Origin of the sequence: Ferrovibrio xuzhouensis (assembly GCF_042648965.1) — a bacterium.
Classification (GTDB): Bacteria; Pseudomonadota; Alphaproteobacteria; order Ferrovibrionales; family Ferrovibrionaceae; genus Ferrovibrio; species Ferrovibrio xuzhouensis.
In genome coordinates this window covers 1012807-1028640 of the sequence record NZ_JBHRYJ010000001.1, presented here as the reverse complement: position 1 = coordinate 1028640, position 15834 = coordinate 1012807, and the positions used below count along the sequence as shown (strand labels likewise).

Sequence of the window (15834 nt, the reverse complement as noted above, 5' to 3'; positions counted from 1 at the left end):
GTTGTATTTATCAGATACCGAGATACGCTTTCCGGACCCTGTCATCCTGCGCCAGGTCGGATGCGACCCCATGCAGGGCAATTTCCCCGTGTTCGAGAACGTAGGCATAACTTGCCGCCTCGAGCGCCAGGGCAGTATTCTGCTCGACCACGACGATCGTGAGGCCGCTGCTGGCAAGATCGGCGATCTTGTCAAAAATCTCGGTAACGACGACGGGCGCCAGGCCGAGACTGATTTCATCGATCAGCAGAAGCTCCGGTTTTGCCATCAGCGCGCGCCCGATAGCGACCATCTGCTGCTCGCCACCCGACAGGGTTCCGGCTGTCTGACCGCGGCGCTCGCGCAGTTTCGGGAACATGGCGAAAACCTTCTCGAGGCTTGCCGCACATTCCAGCTTTGCCGCCGGGGCGCTGGCGCCGACCAGGAGGTTCTCGAGCACGGTCATGGACGGGAACAGCCGGCGCCCCTCTGGAACCTGCACCAGTCCGGCGGCCACGATCTTGTCGGGCTTGAGATCGTTGATCACCTGTCCGCGATATTCGATTGTGCCGGAGGTCGCGCGGATCTGTCCAGAAATGGTCCGCAGCAGCGTCGATTTGCCTGCCCCATTGGCCCCGACAAGCGCGATGACCCTGCCGGCCGGAACGCTCAGGGTGACCCCGTGCAGAACCGAGACCTCTCCATAGCCGGCCGAGAGATCCGTGATACTCAGCAGTGTCATGATGCTTTCTTCCGCCCCAGGTAAGCGCTGATAACCGCTTCGTCGCGTGCAACGTCCTCCGGCCGGCCTTCGGCAATCTTCCGGCCATTCGCTATGACAACGAGCCGGTCCGACAGCGACATGATCGCCCGCATGATGTGTTCGACGACCAGAAGGGTGACGCCGCTTTGGCGGATCTCGTGCAGGATGGGCAGGATGCCATCCACCTCCGTCGGGGTCAGGCCGGCCATGACCTCATCGAGCAGGAGAAGTTTCGGTTGCGTGGCAAGCGCCCTTGCAAGTTCCAGCCGCTTCTTCTCCGGCAGCGTCAGGTTGCGAGCCAGAATATTTGCCCTGTGGTCCAGCCCGATCCTTTGCAGTACAGCATCGGCAGCGATCCTGGCATCATTGAGCGACCGCCCTGATTGACCGAGCGAACCGGTCATCACGTTCTCAAGGACGGTCAGCCCGAGGAAGGGTTGGACGATCTGGAATGTGCGTCCGACCCCGAGTCTTGAAAGGCGGTAGGTCGGCTGGTGCGAAATCGGATCGCCGAGATATCTGACTTCGCCGGATGTGGGCCGGATATACCCCGAGGCGATCTCGAACAGCGTGGTCTTGCCGGCTCCATTGGGACCGATCAGGCCAACAATCTCACCCTGGCCAACCGCGAAGCTGACGTCATTGACAGCAAGCAGGCCGCCAAATCGCTTGCTGACCGATACGACTTCCAGGATGGGGGTCATGCCCGGTTCCCCCTCTTATATCTGGCAAGGATCTGATGGAGTGCACCGGACAGGCCCTCCGGGGCCAGTCGGATGACGCCGATCAGCACCACGCCGTAAATGATGAGATGGGCGCCGGAAAAGCGGCCGCCCAGTATAATGCGCAGGCCTTCCGACAGGGGAATCAGCACGACCGCGCCAAAGAGGGGGCCCAGGGTGGATTGCAACCCACCGACGAAGGCATGGGTCAGTGGCTCGATCGAGAAACCGACGCCAAACAGGGATTCGGGGTCGATGAACAGGACGTATTGTGCGTAGAAGGTCCCGATCGGCGCGGCCAGGCCGCTGCTGATCGCAGCCGCTATGATTTTCGCGCCATCGACGTTGATGCCGAGGGCAGCCGCGGCCCGTTCGTTTTCGCGGATTGCGGACAGATGAAAGCCAAGGCGGCTGCGGCGGATCAGGATCGTGACCAGGATCGTGATCGTCAGCAGGCCAAGGGCAACATAAAAATAATGCCTTTTGTCGTGGAACTGGAACATTGCAAGGCCGGTGGCCGGCAGGATCGACAATCCGTTCGCCGCCCCCAGCGCATCGGTGTTGCTGACGATGAAATAAGCCATCTCCGCGACCGCCAGCGTAACAAGTGCGAAGAAAATTCCAGTCAGTTTGCGGCGGAATATAACAAATCCCAACGCGGCGCCCAGCACGGCGCCCGAGGCCGCGCCAGCCAGCATGCCAAGCCAGGGGCTTATCCCGAATGACAGGTAGAGAATGGTTGACAGATACCCGCCGAACCCAACGAACAGTGAATGACCGATCGAGACCTGGCCTGCCATGCCGCCCAGGATGTTCCAGGCGAGCGCCAGCGCGCCATACAGGGCAATGAGGATCAGGATGTGGAGCAGATAGATGGGAATGAAGGAGGCGGTAAGGCCAGCAAGGGCCAGGGCTGCCGCGGTCGCGGCAATCTGCAGATTGGTCATAGGCGGGCCCTGCCAAACAGACCCGATGGACGGAAGAGCAAGATCAAAATGAACAGGCCGTAAGTCAGGATGTTCGACATGGAGCCACTGGTCAGAAGGCTGCCGATGGATTCGACAACGCCAATAATAAGACCGCCGGCCAGGGCCCCCAGAAAATTCCCGAGAGACCCGAGTACCACGATGATAAAGGCGGTCAGCGTGAAGGTGACGCCACTTGATGGCGAGACATAGTAGATCGGTGCGATCAGTGGAGCGACCAGACCGAGCGAGCCGACGCCCAGGCAGAAGGCGAGCATGTACATCCGCTCGGATGATATGCCGCAGAGCTGCGCGGCAGCCGCGTCTTCCGCTGTTGCCCGGATCGACCGGCCCAGAGCAGTGTTCTTAAGGAACAGGTATAGGCCGATGCAGACGGCGATCGAGACGACGCAGGCAACGGCAGCGGTGCTGCGGATGATAACATCGCCGATATAGAACTTGCTGCTCGAAAAGGCGGACGGGATTGTCCGCAGGTCGGCAGAAAACACCACGAGCGCAACATTCTGCAGGATCAGCGATATCCCAAGCGTTACAACAACCTGGTTATGCTCCGAGGTTCCGATGATCGGGCGGATCAGGAAACGGAATGACAGCGAAGCCAGCAGGGTGACGAGGGGCAGGATGGCTATCACGGCGATGTAAGGCTCGATTCCGAGCCATGCCGAGAAGATGTACGTGACGTAGAGGCCGATCATCAGAAAGTCGCCATGGGCGAAATTGACGATGCGCATGACACCAAAGACCATTGTCAGACCGATGGCCACGATTGCGTAAATGGAGCCAGTCAGCAGGCCGTCGACAATCACTTGCGGGAGCAGGGCGATCATCTGCGTCTACGATTCGTCAGAGACGGTGATGAAGACGCGACATGTCAATGTCGCGCTCTGTTGCGGCATGCGAGCCACTGGTTTCCTCCCTTTTTTATCGGTCTTGCGACGTCGGTGTTTGCATCGACCGGCCGGCAGCATGCCATGGGGCCGACATTGACGCTACAAAAAATATCGAATAGTTATAATGGAGGGTCCAATAAGAGGAAGCGTCTGAAAATGGAGTCTGGTGTGCTGCAACAGCGAACACGACCGACCTTCCGGTCCCGTCTCGACACAAAGCGGTCAGCATGTGTACCGGCGGTAGAGAGGACTCCAGCGAACGGGCGAGTGGCGGGGGCGCAGCCGCTGCAGTTGATGCCGCGTCAGACGACAGGGGCAACCGACAGCACGGGTGGGACGTCGCATGACTGATATGGCTGCAGCGACGATCGCTGAGGCGATGCCCTCCGGGCCGCTCACGGGCCTGCGGGTTCTGGACTTTACCATCATGATGGCAGGGCCGGCCTGCACCCGGCTGCTGGCTGATCTAGGGGCTGACGTAATCAAGGTGGAAGCGCCAGAGGGCGATCACATCAGGACCCGCCCGCCATTGCGCAGCGGCCATAGCACGTATTTCGGTCAGCTCAACTGCGGCAAGCGCAGCGTTGCGCTCAATCTGAAACAGCCCGAAAGCCTGTCCGTCGTCCGCCGCCTGGTCGCGGAATCGGATGTTGTGGTGGAAAATTTCCGGCCCGGTGTCATGGCGCGTCTGGGGCTGGACTACGGCAACTTGGCAAAGATCAATCCGAGACTCGTCTACTGCTCGATATCGGGCTTCGGGCAAACCGGCCCGGCGGCGAGCAAGCCGGCATATGCGCCGGTGATCCACGCCGCCAGCGGATACGACATGGCCAATCTGCGGTACCAGGATGATATTGACCGGCCGGCCAAGACCGGCATTTTCATGGCTGATGTTCTGGGCGGCGTTTATGCCTTTGGTGCCATTCAGGCGGCACTGGTGGAGCGGACACGGACCGGGTGCGGACAATATATCGACGTCTCACTGATCGACAGCATGCTGAACCTGCTGGTGTTCGAATGTCAGGAAGCCCAGTTTCCGTCCGACCGCCGCCGCCCCCTGTACAAGCCGCTGCATGCCGCGGATGGCTTTGTCATTGTCGCGCCGGTGAGCCAGAACAATTTCGAGCGGCTCGCCGAGGCGGTGGGGCATCCGGAATGGAAAAAGGACGCGCGTTTCGCGACGATCGGTGCCCGCGAGCAGAACTGGGACGAACTGATGGTCCTGATCGAGCAGTGGACCTGCAATTATGCCGCGCAGTATTGCGAGGACTACCTGATGGAAATGGGGATTCCCTGTTCGCGATACCTGACGGTCGGGCAGGCGATGAAAGAGCCGCATATCGCTGCGCGCGGCAGCCTCAGCCGGGTGAGCGATGCCGCCGGCGAATTCTATGTGCCGAATCCGCCGTTTCGGTTCTCCGGCGGCGGCGCCTATGCCCGGCCCTTCGTGGCTGAACTCGGCGAGAACGGCGAGGATATTCTGAAGCGCGTTCTGTCCCTGACGACAGGCGAAATCGCTGCTCTGCGGGCAGCAGGAGCGCTGCATGGTTGAAAGCAGAGAGGCCGGGCTGCTGATCGACCACCCGGCCTCCGGCGTGGTCCAGCTCCGGATTCATCGCCCGGAAAGCCGGAATGCCCTGAGTGTTGCAGTGCGGGAGGCGCTCGTTTCTGAACTCACTATTGCTGAGACGGACACAGAAATCCGCTGCATTGTCATTGCCGGCGGCGATCGGGTCTTTGCTGCGGGAGCAGACATCCGGGAACTCGCCGATGTCGGCAGCACGGATATGATGCTGCGGGCGACGGAAAGGCTCTGGGGCGCGATTGCCCGGTGCCGCAAGCCGATTGTCGCGGCGGTGCGCGGGATCGCCTTCGGCGGCGGCTGGGAGCTGGCGATGCATGCCGACCTGATCGTCGCCGGAAAGGGTGCGCGCTTCGCGTTGCCCGAGATCCGGATCGGCCTGATGCCGGGCGCCGGGGGAACCCAGAGACTGCCACGGCTGATCGGGAAACACCGTGCGCTCGACCTGCTGCTGACCGGCGCTGAATTATCGGCTGCCGAGGCCTATTCGCTCGGGGCTGTCAGTCGCCTGGTGGCGGATGACGACGTCGACGCCGAGGCGCTGGCCGTTGCATCATCGATCGCGGCGATGCCGCCGTTGGCCGTACGGCAGATCAAGGATGTCGTGCTGGCGGGACTGGATTGCTCGCTGGAGGCGGGGCTGGCGCTGGAACGCAATGCGATGCAGCTGCTCTTCTCCACCGGCGATAAGAACGAGGGTGTAAACGCCTTCCTTGGCAAGCGGAAACCGGAATTCTCGGGCCGTTAGCGCGGACCGGGAAAGCAGCGCCTTCATGGTTGCCGCGGCGGCTCGTCCGTATACAGGCGCATGATGCCGCTGATGCCGAGGTTGACATGGCCGCGCTCGATCAGGCGCCGGTACAGGTCGGTCAACAGGGCAGTCACCGGCAGCTCGTGCGTCGCCCCGGCAAGATCACAGGCGATCTCAAGATCCTTCAGCATGGTCCTCGTCGACCCCTGGAACTCCCCCGCAATCATGCGCGGCGCATAGTGGCGCAGCAGAGGGGAATCGGCCCAGCCACCGGCCAGGGCGGCGGGGAATTGTTCGACGGTCATGCCGGCGCTCTCGGCCAGCGTCAGTGCTTCGGCGATGGCAGCCACGGTGCCGGCACTGATGATCTGGTTGCAGATTTTAGTCGTCTGCCCGGCTCCTACGGGGCCGGTATGGGTGATATGCCCCCCGAAGCAGCAGAGAATGCCCCGAACACGCGCCAGGCTACCGGCATCTCCGCCCGCGAAGACCGCCAGCATGCCGGCCCGCGCGCCGACCAGGCCGCCCGAAACGGGGGCATCCACCCAGGTGGCCCCGCAGGCTGTCTCCAGCCGCTGCGCCATCTCGCGGGTCGCCCGTGGATGGATCGTGGAGCTATCGACGATAACGGTCTGCGGTCCGGCCGTCCCGGCAATGCCATCAATGCCGAATACGACATGCTCGACCGCGGCGGTGTCGCTGACGCATATGCAGATCACCGGGCAGTGGGCCGCCAGTTCGGCTGGCGACGGAGCGACGGTCGCCCCCATTCGTTGCAGTTCGCCGTATTTGTCGGGCGAGCGGTTCCACACCATCAGCGGATAGCCCGCCTGCCTGATGCGCTGGGCCATCAGCGATCCGATCGCCCCGAGACCGATGTAACCGACCGTTTCCATCATGGGCTGTTCCTCCCGCATGTTCGTGCTTGACGGGTTACTTCATATCCATAATGGTATGACCAATAAAAATATATGAGAATAAGAAGATCAGGCGACCGTCATGCCCCTGAATTATGAAAAACTGAAAGAATGGTCCTTCCCGCCCGTCGTGCAGTCGGTCCGCAAGCGCGACGTGCAGTTCTATGCCCTCTCCGTGGGGCTGGGGCGTGATCCGTCGGATGAGAGGGAACTGCGTTTCGTATACGAGCGGGACCTGGTTGTCCTGCCGACGATGCCGGCCGTCATCGCGCAGCCGGGCTTCTGGGTGAACGAACCATCGCTGGGCATAGACCTGCTGAGCATTTTCCATGGCGAGCAGAAAGTAACGTTGCACCGTCCACTGCCGACGGAGGGCGATATCGCCGGGCAATCCCGCATCAGCGAAGTGATCGATCGCGGTGCAGGCAAGGGAGCACTGATCTTCGTCGAGACGAAGCTGTCGGACCGGGTAACCGGCGCGCTGCTTTGTACCATTGAGCGATCGGCTTTCCTGCGCAACGACGGGGGATTCGGCGGCCCGTATCGGCGGCATCCCCCGCAGCATATGATTCCGGAGCGGCCGGCGGACCTGCAGTGCGACCTGCCGACGACCGGGCAGCAGGCCCTGTTGTACCGGCTGAACGGCGACGACAACCCGCTGCATGCCGACCCGGCCATTGCCCGACGTGCCGGGTTCGAACTTCCCGTGCTGCATGGCCTGTGTACCTTCGGCGTCGCCGGGCATGCCCTGCTGAAATCGGTCTGCAACTACGAACCGGCGCGCGTCCGTAGCATTGGCGTCCGGTTCACCGCCACGGCCTTTCCCGGCGACACCATCCGTACGTCCATCTGGCGCGATGAAGCCGGCGCGACCTTTCAGTGCCGGGCCATCGAGCGGGACACCGTCATCGTCGACAACGGCCGGTTGGACTTCGCCTGAGATGCCTGCCGAGAGTATGGCTTGACAGGCCGCGAATTATTTTTAATGGTAGAACCATTAATCAATAGGAGGAAAACGGTCCGATGCAGTGCTCGATGGGGGAATACCTCTCGGTTCAACTCGCCCGCGACCTGAAGGACGGCGAAAAGGCCATTATCGGCACCAATTCCGATATCCAGGTGGCGGCCTGCAATCTGGCACGGCGCAGCCATGCCCCGGCATTGTGGTGGGTCTCGGGTCCGGGCGGCATGGTGAATGCCGATGAGCCGGTCATTCGGCCGACGGCGGATTTCGAGAATATCGCCACCAGCGAAGCCGTGCTGGATCTGCCCCTGATGATCGACTTCATCGACTGGAAGATTCACTTCTTCGATTTCGCCATTCTGGGTGCCCTGCAGACGGATCGCTACGGCAATGTCAACACGGTCTGCGTGGGGAACCACAGTCGCCCGCGTCTGCGTGGTCCAGGCACGGTCGGCATCAGCGCGCTTTGCGCTTTGTCGCGCCGCTTCTACATCCTGCTGCAGAGGCATGACCGGTCGGCCTTCGTCGAGCGCGTCGACTTCCTTTGTGGACCGGGGCATCTTGATGGCGGAACCTCGCGGACAGATCGCGGCCTACCGGACGGCGGTCCGTCGCTCGTACTGACGCCCCTGGGTGTATTCGATTTCGAGCCGACGAGCAAAAGAATGCGTGTCCGCTCGCTGCATGAAGGGGTCACGCTGGAGGAAGTCAGGGACAATACCGGCTTCGACCTTGTCTGTGATGCACCGCCACCGGTGACGCGCCCGCCGGATGATGCCGAGTTGCGTCTTCTGCGAGAGAGGGTCGACAGCACCGGCGTCCTGCAGGCGAAGTTTCCCTGGCCCAAGCGCCAAAGCACGAAAAGGTAAAGCCATCATGTACCTTACCGAAGACCAGCAGCTTTTCCGCGATGCCGTCCGCAAGATGGCCGAGAAGGAAATCGCACCGATTGCGGCCGAGATCGACGACACTGATCGTTTTCCGAAGGAACTCGTGCCGATTTTCGGCGACATGGGGCTCCTGCAGATGTGGGTGCCCGAGCAGTATGGCGGCCCCGGCGGCAACCTGACGTCGGTCTGTCTGGCCAAGGAGGAAGTCGCCCGGGTCTCGGAGGCGGCTTCCCTGATGGTCGGCAACAACTCGATCGGCATGATCCTGCCGTTGCTGCATTTCGGCTCGGAAGAACAGCGACAGAGATTTCTGCCGGAAATCGCCAAGGGGCGCACGCTGACGGCGGTGGCGATGACCGAGCCGCATGCGGGATCGGATGTGGGCGCGATGAAAACCCGTGCGGTGAGGGATGGCAATGCCGCCTATGTCCTGAATGGCCAGAAGTGCTACATCACGTTTGGCAGCGTTGCCGACTATATCCTTGTTTTCGCGCGTACCGACCCCGATGCCAAGGGATTCGATGGCATCAGTGCATTCATCGTCGACACCAAGACGAAGGGATTTCGCGTCGGCCGTAACGAGCGGAAGATGGGTATCCACGGCATCCCGAATGTCGAGATTTTTTTCGATGACATGCGGGTGCCGGTCGAGAATATGGTTGGCGAGGAAGGCAAGGGATTCCGGGCCGCGATGAAAATCCTCGACCTCAATCGCCCGACGGTCGGGGCAATATCGGTCGGCCTGGCACAGGGCGCGATTGACGTCGCGATCGCTTATGCCAAAGAGCGGAAGCAGTTCGGGCGCTCCATCAGCCAGTTCCAGGGTCTGCAGTTCATGATCGCCGACATGGCCATGCAGACCGAGGCTGCGCGGTCCTTGGTGTATGAATGTGCCCGCCAGGTCGACAATGGCGATCTCAGAAACCTGGCAACGATGGCGTCGATGGCAAAGTGTTTTGCCAGCGACGTGGCGATGAAGGTTACGACCGATGCCGTGCAGATTCTCGGTGGCGCCGGCTACATGAAGGATTATCCGGTCGAACGGATGATGCGCGACGCCAAGATCAACCAGATCTTCGAGGGCACCAATCAGATTCAGCGGGTCATCATTTCGCGCCATCTGCTGCAGTAAGAGGTCTGGGATGAGCACGTCAAAGATCTGTTCGCTTTCGGAAGCTATCGGCCCGGTCTGGGACGGCATGGAGATCGCCACCGGGGGGTGGATTTTCAACTCCCAACCCATGGCCCTGGTGCGTCAGCTTCTGCGCAGTAGGATCAAGAACCTGCGCCTGACTCCGGCACCGGGAAGCATCGCACCTGACATGCTGATTGGCGCCGGCGTCGTGGCGAGCACAGCCTGCGTCTTCATCAGCTTCGAGCAGTTCGGCCTGGCGCCGAATTTCCGCCGCGCCGCGGAAACGGGCGAGGTCGAGGTGCGTGAGATGGACGGGCCAGCGATTGCCGGCGGGCTGCGGGCAGGTGCCTGCGACCTGCCCTACATGCTGGTCCCCGACATGGCAACCGATCTGCCGAAGGTCAATCCCGCCGGCTACAGGCCGGTGGAATCGAAACCAGGCGAGCGGCGAATGCTGTCAGTACCGGCTGTGCAACCAGATCTGGTTCTTCTGCATGGCCAGCAGGCCGATGCCCTGGGCAATGTCCAGTTCTTCGGCGGCGCCTTTTTCGATCCGCTGCTGGCCCAGGCGGGAAAGCGTGTTGTGGTCAGCGTGGATCGCATCGTTGATACCGACACCATTCGCAAGTCCAACCGCCTGACGAAATTACCATCAGCCTTTGTCGATGCGGTGGTCGAGCTGCCTTTCGGCGCGCATCCGTGCAGCAGCTCGCCCCTGTATAATATGGACGAGCCCCATATCCGCGAATACGTCAAAGCGAGCACAGATCAGTCCTCGTTCTCCAGGTATCTCGAGTCTTACGTGTACAGCCCGGCCACCCACGATGCTTACCTTGACGCAGTAGGACGGGACCATCTGGCCGAGATGACTGGGGCTATGTCGCTGCCGGCCGAGTGATGGGCCGGGCCGAGTCGTGAATCGATAACAGGACAGCCTTATTCCCAATCCCTCTGTCCTGACAAGGCCGATCTGATACGCCCTATCCGGTCGGGCCATAGACAGGCCGAGGCGCAATGCCTCGGCCTCTTTTTTGCCGCTACTTTGGATGCGGTGAGAGCAGAGGAGGTTGGCCGTGATCGAACTGGAGACTTTCGCGGATTATGCGGGATATATCGATTTCCAATTCGAACCAGGTCCGTGGCTGGTGGTGACGCAGGATATGATCAACCGCTTTGCCGAGGTGACGCTCGATCACAACTGGTATCATGTCGATGTAGAGCGCGCCCGCGCCGAGCTGCCGGGTGGTAAGACGATCGCGCATGGTCTTCTGACTTTATCTCTGGTACCTGGCATGGCCGCTCAGATCGCTAGAGTGAGGCGGCATGGCCGCGCCTTGAACTATGGCTGCGATCGTGTGCGATATCCCGCCCCGGTACAGGTGGATTCCCGCATACGGCTGCGCATGCAGGTTGTGAATGCGGAAGCACGGAAGGAGGGGGTTATGATAACCAGGCAGTTCACGATGATGATCGACGGGGTGGATAAACCGGCTCTGGTGGCCAATATGCTGACACTCGCATATAGCTGAATCGCGAACGGTTCTGTCGCAGCGGTAGAAAGGGCCGGGTCGCCGATTTCCCCACAATCTACCGAGCCGGCTTGATCGCCGCATTGGGTGGGGCAGAGGGGTAGGCTAATGGGCAACTGCGGCGCCACGGGTCTGTAATTAATGCGTAAAACAGTATGTTACGCGGCCGGCGCGGCATATCTCGATGGATATCGTCAAAGCTATCGGGGATGTGATCGGCAGATTTTTGGGTGATCAGACGCCGAGGCTGTGACCCAGCAAATACAGTCCGGTGACGAGCAGGATCAGCAGGGCGATCCTGCGGAACACCACCGGGGAGATCCTGGTGGAGAGCCGTTGCCCGGCCACCAGTCCCAGCAGCAGGGGCAGGACCGCGAGCACCGACAGGTGAATGTCCGGCCCGCTGATATGGCCGGCAGTACCAAAGGTCGATCCGAGGGCAATGCTGCCCAGCAGAAAGGTCACACTGGTGGCCAGTGCGAATTCGGTCATGCCGAGGTTCAGCGTCAGGAATATCTGGATCGCCGGAAAGCCGAAAAAAGAGGTCGCGCCGCCGACGGCACCGGTAAGGATGCCGCTGACAAACAGGGCGGGCCGGCGGTATTGCGGCTGGATGACGGGGCGGAAACCGAACAGTTGCGTCAGCACCAGCATCTCGATGGCGCCACCGGCAATCGCATACAAGGTCTTCTCGTCGAGCTGGGTGGCATAACGCGCGCTTATCGGCACGGTGATCACCAGAGGGACCAACAGCGGCCATATGATGCGCAATGCCGGCAGCCCGCGCCGGCACATATAGGCCTGGGCCACGTTGGAGCACAGCACCGGCAGCAGCGACAGGACGATGGCATGCGGCACCGGCATGGTCAGCGACAACAGCGGAATGGTGACCAGCGGCAGGCCGAAGGCGACCACGCCCTTGACAATGCCGGCCAGCAGGAAGACCGCGAGGATATAGGCGAGCAGATACGGCTCGACGCCGAACAGCGACGCAATCGTCATGGAAGCAGGTGCCATGGAAAGGCGCTTATACGAAGGAGAGGGTCGATGGCGACGGGTTGTGCAGCATCTCCTTCAGCACGGTCAGGCCCTTGCGCAGAATTGCCTCGGCCTCGGGACCGCCAAGGCAGATGCGCACGCCATTCGGACTGGCCTCATCGATCGAGACCGCTTCGGGCGGAGCAATGTCAACGCCGCGCTGGCGGGCGGCGACGACGAAGTGCGCCGCCGGCCATTCCAGCGGCAGCGGCAGCCACAGGTGAAAGCCGGCGGGCTCATTGCTCTGCAGCGGCGGTAGATATGCACCAAGCAACTCATAGGTGACGGCGCGTCGTGCCGCGGCCTCGCTGCGGCGCTGTTCGACCAGCCGCCAGATCCGGCCGCTTTCGATCATGCGGCAGCCGATCTCCACCATGGCTGGTGTGGCCATCCAGGCGGTAGCGCGGATCGCCAGCATCATCCGGTCGCGATAGGTGGGCGGCGCGACGACGAAGCCGACGCGCAGGCCGGGCGCGATGCATTTCGACAGGCTGGTGACATAGAAACACTGGTCGGGGATCAGTGATTTCAGCGGCGGCGGCGCATCGGGGGCGAGAAAATTATAGACATTGTCCTCGATCACGGTGAGCTTGCGGCGCCGGGCCACTTCGGCGATGGCGGCCCGGCGTTCCGGGCTCATGGTCGCGGCCGTCGGACTGTGCAGCGTCGGCATCGTGTAGAGCACGCTGGCATGGCTGCGCCGGCAGGCCTCGTCCAGAGCTTCGGGAATCAGCCCTTCATGGTCGGTCTGTATGCCGACCAGCTTGACGCCGAGATGGGCCCCCAGTGCCTTCATGCCCGAGTAGGTCAGCGATTCAGTCAGCACTGTGTCGCCGGCGCGCACCACCAGCGAGAAGGCGAGTGACATCGCATGCTGCGCGCCGTGACAGATCTGGATCGTGTCCGGGTCAGGCCGGTAGCGCGGCCCCATCCAGGCCGCCGCTGCCTCGCGATGCCGCAGCAGGCCCTGATGCGGCAGGTAATCGAACAGACCGGCGAAGTTCGCATGGTTTGGCAGGCTGGCGAATTCCGCAGCGAGCAGTTCAATCTCGGGCCCGGGCGGCGGCACGTTGAGATCAAGCGGAACATTGCGGCTGCGTTCGACATCCGGCGAGGCGGCGTCGGATGCCCTGGCACGTACGAATGTGCCCTTGCCGACCTTGCCGATGATCAGGCCCTGGCGTTCGGCCTCGGCATAGGCCTTGCTGACAGTGCCGATGCTGAGGCCGAGATGCTCGGCCAGGTCGCGATGCGGCAGCAGCCGGCTGCCCGGTCGCAGCATGCCGCGCTCGATATCGGCCTGCAGCGCTTCGACGATGGCGAGGTAGCGCGGGCCATCGCTGCGCAGCGCGGCGGGGGTCCATTCATCCCTGGCGATGCCGGTCATGCGCGGCGGGGCTGCGCCAGCGGCGCCGACAGGTCATCGAGGAATTGCGCCAGTGCCTCATTGAACAGCCGGGGCTGCTCCAGGTTAGAGATATGCCCGGCGCCGGGGATGACGGCATTCCGCGCTCCGGCAATAGCCTCCGCCATCTTCAGGTTGATTCCGGGGATCGGGCCGTCGGCATCGCCGGCCAGCAACAGGGTGGGAGTGACAATCCGGTTCAGACCAGCCTCGTAGTCCAGGTGTTGCAGCGCCGCCGCACAGCCGACGAATCCATCGACCGATGTCTTTTTTATCATGCGCGCGACATGCTCGCCTACGCCTGGTTGCGTCACAAGCGTATCCGGCAGAAACCAGCGTTGCAGCGTGGATGCCACAAGGCCTGGCATGCCTTCGTTGCGCGCCACGGCGATTCGCTCATCCCACGGTGCACGGAACGCCGGCGGCGAATCAGGCCGCGCGTCGCAGACGGCGATGCTGTGCAGGCGGTCCGGATGGTTGATGGCAAGGCCGAGCGCGATCATGCCGCCGAGCGACAGACCGACGAAGTGGGCGCGTTCGATCTCGAAGGCATCCAGCAATCCGATCACATCGGCCTCGAGATCGGCGAAACTGTAGGGTGCCGGTGGCGCATGACTGCCACCGTGACCGCGCGTGTCATACCGGAGTATGTGAAAGCGGTCGCCAAACACGCGGACCTGCTCGTCCCACATGGTCAGGTCGGTGGCGATGGAGTGGGACAAGACGAGCCAGTCACAGCCAGGGGTTCCTTCCACCTGACACTCAAGCATCACGGAATTGGCGCGAACCAGCAAAACCCATCTCCTTGTTTCGCCGCCTGGAAATTCAAGCAGCAGTTGCCACGTTGCATTGATAGCAGACCTTGCAACGATGATAGTACAATATTTTATATTGTCACATATCAAAAAGCATTTGACATAATACAAGTGGGCTGAATAACTAAGCGCAATGTTCACGGGACTGGTGTCAGGCGCCAGCCATGCATACCGGAGTGCCTTGGGCCGCTGATTGTCCCAGGCAGGTCCGGAATGTCATGGGACAAGGGAGAAGCGCGGAGAGAATGCTCTACGAAATCCGAATCTATACGGCTGCCCCGAACCGGGCTGATCCTCTTCGCGAACGCTTTCGCGACCACACCCTGCGCCTCTTCGCCCGCCACGGAATCGAGGTGGTCGGCTGCTGGGTGCCGCCGGAACAGCCGGATCAGCTCGTCTACATGACCCGCTTTCCCGATGAGCCGGCCCGCAAGGCCGCCTGGGACGGCTTCGGTGCCGACGCCGAATGGAAACGCATCAAGGCCGAATCCGAGGTCAACGGGCCGCTGCTCGGCGGGCAGAGCGCCATGGTGCTGCGTCCCACCGATTTCTCGCCGACCCTGCGCTAGGCGGCGAGCCATGAAGGCAGCCGACTTCGATTATGTGTGTCCGGCCTCGCTCGACGAGGTCTGCCAGCAGCTCAAGGCCGCCGCCGGCGACGCCAAGGTGCTGGCCGGCGGCCAGACCCTGGTGCCGCTGCTGGCGATGCGGCTGACCCGTCCGGCGCTGCTGGTCGATATCAACAACGTGGCCGAGCTGCGCGGCATCCGCGAAGACGATGATGCGCTGGTGATCGGAGGCGCCACCCGCCAGGCCATGGCCGAGCATAGTGCGCTGGTGCACAGGGCATTGCCGCTGCTGATCAAGGGATTGCGCAATGTCGGTCATATCCAGACGCGCAACCGCGGCACGGTCGGCGGCAGCGTCGCCAATGCCGATCCATCCAGCGAGATCTGCTTGGTCAGCCTGACGCTGTCGGCCGAGATCACCTGTCGCGGCCCGGACGGCGATCGCGCCGTTCCAGCCGAAGAGTTCTTCCTCGGACCGATGGTGACGGCGCTGGAACCTGACGAATGCCTGACCGAGATCCGCATCCCGGTCTGGCGCGACGAGGGCGGCGCCGGCTGCGGTTTCCAGGAAATCAGCCCGCGGCGCAGCGATTTCGCGCTGGCCTCGGCGGCGGCGCAGCTTGTCATGGGCGCGGACGGTATCTGCCGGCGCGCCGCGGCCGGCATCGGTGGCGCCGGTGCGACGCCGATGCGGGTCGACGAGGCCGCCGATCTTCTGGTCGGCACGGCAGTCGAGGATGCCGATATTGCCCGTGCGGTCGAAGCCGCCATCTCGACCGTCGAGGCGGAAACCGACCTTCATGCGACCGCCGACTACCGGCGCCGGGTAGCCGGGGTCATGCTGGAGCGGGCGATCCGCGAAGCCAGGGCGCAGGCCCTGGGGACAAAGGTGCAGTGAT

17 protein-coding genes are annotated in these 15834 nt (G+C 62.3%); 9 read left to right on the top strand and 8 right to left on the bottom strand.

The window, feature by feature from the left end; translation table 11 throughout:
- Positions 1–10 precede the first annotated feature (10 nt).
- The 4 genes from ACFOOQ_RS05040 to ACFOOQ_RS05025 are packed head-to-tail and all read right to left on the bottom strand — an operon-like array spanning position 11 to position 3277.
- On the bottom strand, positions 11–721 hold the full coding sequence (locus ACFOOQ_RS05040; protein WP_449265795.1) for an ABC transporter ATP-binding protein: 711 nt from the start codon (positions 719–721) through the stop codon (positions 11–13).
- Positions 718–1446: an ABC transporter ATP-binding protein gene (locus ACFOOQ_RS05035; RefSeq protein WP_379722464.1), complete on the bottom strand. Its 729-nt coding sequence runs from the start codon at positions 1444–1446 to the stop codon at positions 718–720. Before ACFOOQ_RS05035 ends, ACFOOQ_RS05040 begins: the two co-directional genes overlap by 4 nt.
- Complete coding sequence (locus tag ACFOOQ_RS05030) at positions 1443–2411, bottom strand: branched-chain amino acid ABC transporter permease (protein ID WP_379722462.1); 969 nt, start codon at positions 2409–2411, stop codon at positions 1443–1445. The genes ACFOOQ_RS05035 and ACFOOQ_RS05030 overlap by 4 nt, the downstream gene beginning before the upstream one ends.
- Positions 2408–3277: a branched-chain amino acid ABC transporter permease gene (locus ACFOOQ_RS05025; protein WP_379722460.1), complete on the bottom strand. Its 870-nt coding sequence runs from the start codon at positions 3275–3277 to the stop codon at positions 2408–2410. The genes ACFOOQ_RS05030 and ACFOOQ_RS05025 overlap by 4 nt, the downstream gene beginning before the upstream one ends.
- A 406-nt stretch (positions 3278–3683) precedes the next feature.
- Between ACFOOQ_RS05025 and ACFOOQ_RS05020 the strand changes: the two genes are divergently transcribed.
- Positions 3684–4892, top strand: a complete 1209-nt coding sequence (locus ACFOOQ_RS05020) for a CaiB/BaiF CoA transferase family protein (RefSeq protein WP_379722458.1) — start codon at positions 3684–3686, stop codon at positions 4890–4892.
- A complete protein-coding gene (locus tag ACFOOQ_RS05015) occupies positions 4885–5670 on the top strand; it encodes an enoyl-CoA hydratase-related protein (RefSeq protein WP_379722456.1) in 786 nt (261 codons plus the stop codon). Before ACFOOQ_RS05020 ends, ACFOOQ_RS05015 begins: the two co-directional genes overlap by 8 nt.
- Before the next feature lie 23 nt (positions 5671–5693).
- On the opposite strand, the gene ACFOOQ_RS05010 is transcribed toward ACFOOQ_RS05015, so the two are convergent.
- Positions 5694–6590: an NAD(P)-dependent oxidoreductase gene (locus tag ACFOOQ_RS05010; RefSeq protein ID WP_379722454.1), complete on the bottom strand. Its 897-nt coding sequence runs from the start codon at positions 6588–6590 to the stop codon at positions 5694–5696.
- An 82-nt stretch (positions 6591–6672) separates the two neighbouring features.
- Between ACFOOQ_RS05010 and ACFOOQ_RS05005 the strand changes: the two genes are divergently transcribed.
- From ACFOOQ_RS05005 to ACFOOQ_RS04985, 5 genes are all read left to right on the top strand, one after another.
- Positions 6673–7530 (top strand): MaoC/PaaZ C-terminal domain-containing protein, encoded by an 858-nt coding sequence (locus tag ACFOOQ_RS05005; protein WP_379722452.1) that lies wholly within the window; start codon positions 6673–6675, stop codon positions 7528–7530.
- An 83-nt stretch (positions 7531–7613) separates the two neighbouring features.
- Positions 7614–8423, top strand: a complete 810-nt coding sequence (locus ACFOOQ_RS05000) for a CoA-transferase subunit beta (protein WP_379722450.1) — start codon at positions 7614–7616, stop codon at positions 8421–8423.
- Positions 8326–9576 (top strand): acyl-CoA dehydrogenase family protein, encoded by a 1251-nt coding sequence (locus ACFOOQ_RS04995; RefSeq protein ID WP_379722448.1) that lies wholly within the window; start codon positions 8326–8328, stop codon positions 9574–9576. Before ACFOOQ_RS05000 ends, ACFOOQ_RS04995 begins: the two co-directional genes overlap by 98 nt.
- A gap of 10 nt (positions 9577–9586) precedes the next feature.
- On the top strand, positions 9587–10477 hold the full coding sequence (locus ACFOOQ_RS04990) for a CoA transferase subunit A (RefSeq protein WP_379722446.1): 891 nt from the start codon (positions 9587–9589) through the stop codon (positions 10475–10477).
- Between the two features lie 175 nt (positions 10478–10652).
- Positions 10653–11108 carry a MaoC family dehydratase gene (locus ACFOOQ_RS04985; RefSeq protein ID WP_379722444.1) on the top strand — a complete coding sequence of 152 codons (456 nt, stop codon included), beginning with the start codon at positions 10653–10655 and terminating at the stop codon, positions 11106–11108.
- A gap of 234 nt (positions 11109–11342) precedes the next feature.
- Here ACFOOQ_RS04985 and ACFOOQ_RS04980 read toward each other — a convergent pair whose 3' ends face one another.
- From ACFOOQ_RS04980 to ACFOOQ_RS04970, 3 genes are read right to left on the bottom strand one after another with little or no spacing between them, the layout of a single operon-like run.
- Positions 11343–12125 (bottom strand): sulfite exporter TauE/SafE family protein, encoded by a 783-nt coding sequence (locus ACFOOQ_RS04980; protein ID WP_379722442.1) that lies wholly within the window; start codon positions 12123–12125, stop codon positions 11343–11345.
- 10 nt (positions 12126–12135) lie between these two features.
- A complete protein-coding gene (locus ACFOOQ_RS04975; protein ID WP_379722440.1) occupies positions 12136–13533 on the bottom strand; it encodes an aminotransferase-like domain-containing protein in 1398 nt (465 codons plus the stop codon).
- Positions 13530–14345, bottom strand: coding sequence for an alpha/beta fold hydrolase (locus ACFOOQ_RS04970; RefSeq protein WP_379722438.1), 816 nt, complete (start codon positions 14343–14345; stop codon positions 13530–13532). The genes ACFOOQ_RS04975 and ACFOOQ_RS04970 overlap by 4 nt, the downstream gene beginning before the upstream one ends.
- Before the next feature lie 266 nt (positions 14346–14611).
- Here ACFOOQ_RS04970 and ACFOOQ_RS04965 point away from each other — a divergent pair, with 266 nt between their 5' ends.
- A complete protein-coding gene (locus ACFOOQ_RS04965) occupies positions 14612–14935 on the top strand; it encodes an NIPSNAP family protein (RefSeq protein WP_379722436.1) in 324 nt (107 codons plus the stop codon).
- Between the two features lie 10 nt (positions 14936–14945).
- A complete protein-coding gene (locus tag ACFOOQ_RS04960) occupies positions 14946–15833 on the top strand; it encodes an FAD binding domain-containing protein (protein ID WP_379722434.1) in 888 nt (295 codons plus the stop codon).
- Position 15834: the final 1 nt, after the last annotated feature.

Bases quoted from the DNA above. Each gene is read 5' to 3' on its own strand.
- ACFOOQ_RS05040 (WP_449265795.1), bottom strand. From the start codon at position 721: ATGACACTGCTGAGTATCACGGATCTCTCGGCCGGCTATGGAGAGGTC.
- ACFOOQ_RS05035 (WP_379722464.1), bottom strand. From the start codon at position 1,446: ATGACCCCCATCCTGGAAGTCGTATCGGTCAGCAAGCGATTTGGCGGC.
- ACFOOQ_RS05030 (WP_379722462.1), bottom strand. From the start codon at position 2,411: ATGACCAATCTGCAGATTGCCGCGACCGCGGCAGCCCTGGCCCTTGCT.
- ACFOOQ_RS05025 (WP_379722460.1), bottom strand. From the start codon at position 3,277: ATGATCGCCCTGCTCCCGCAAGTGATTGTCGACGGCCTGCTGACTGGC.
- ACFOOQ_RS05020 (WP_379722458.1), top strand. From the start codon at position 3,684: ATGACTGATATGGCTGCAGCGACGATCGCTGAGGCGATGCCCTCCGGG.
- ACFOOQ_RS05015 (WP_379722456.1), top strand. From the start codon at position 4,885: ATGGTTGAAAGCAGAGAGGCCGGGCTGCTGATCGACCACCCGGCCTCC.
- ACFOOQ_RS05010 (WP_379722454.1), bottom strand. From the start codon at position 6,590: ATGCGGGAGGAACAGCCCATGATGGAAACGGTCGGTTACATCGGTCTC.
- ACFOOQ_RS05005 (WP_379722452.1), top strand. From the start codon at position 6,673: ATGCCCCTGAATTATGAAAAACTGAAAGAATGGTCCTTCCCGCCCGTC.
- ACFOOQ_RS05000 (WP_379722450.1), top strand. From the start codon at position 7,614: ATGCAGTGCTCGATGGGGGAATACCTCTCGGTTCAACTCGCCCGCGAC.
- ACFOOQ_RS04995 (WP_379722448.1), top strand. From the start codon at position 8,326: ATGATGCCGAGTTGCGTCTTCTGCGAGAGAGGGTCGACAGCACCGGCG.
- ACFOOQ_RS04990 (WP_379722446.1), top strand. From the start codon at position 9,587: ATGAGCACGTCAAAGATCTGTTCGCTTTCGGAAGCTATCGGCCCGGTC.
- ACFOOQ_RS04980 (WP_379722442.1), bottom strand. From the start codon at position 12,125: ATGGCACCTGCTTCCATGACGATTGCGTCGCTGTTCGGCGTCGAGCCG.
- ACFOOQ_RS04975 (WP_379722440.1), bottom strand. From the start codon at position 13,533: ATGACCGGCATCGCCAGGGATGAATGGACCCCCGCCGCGCTGCGCAGC.
- ACFOOQ_RS04965 (WP_379722436.1), top strand. From the start codon at position 14,612: ATGCTCTACGAAATCCGAATCTATACGGCTGCCCCGAACCGGGCTGAT.
- ACFOOQ_RS04960 (WP_379722434.1), top strand. From the start codon at position 14,946: ATGAAGGCAGCCGACTTCGATTATGTGTGTCCGGCCTCGCTCGACGAG.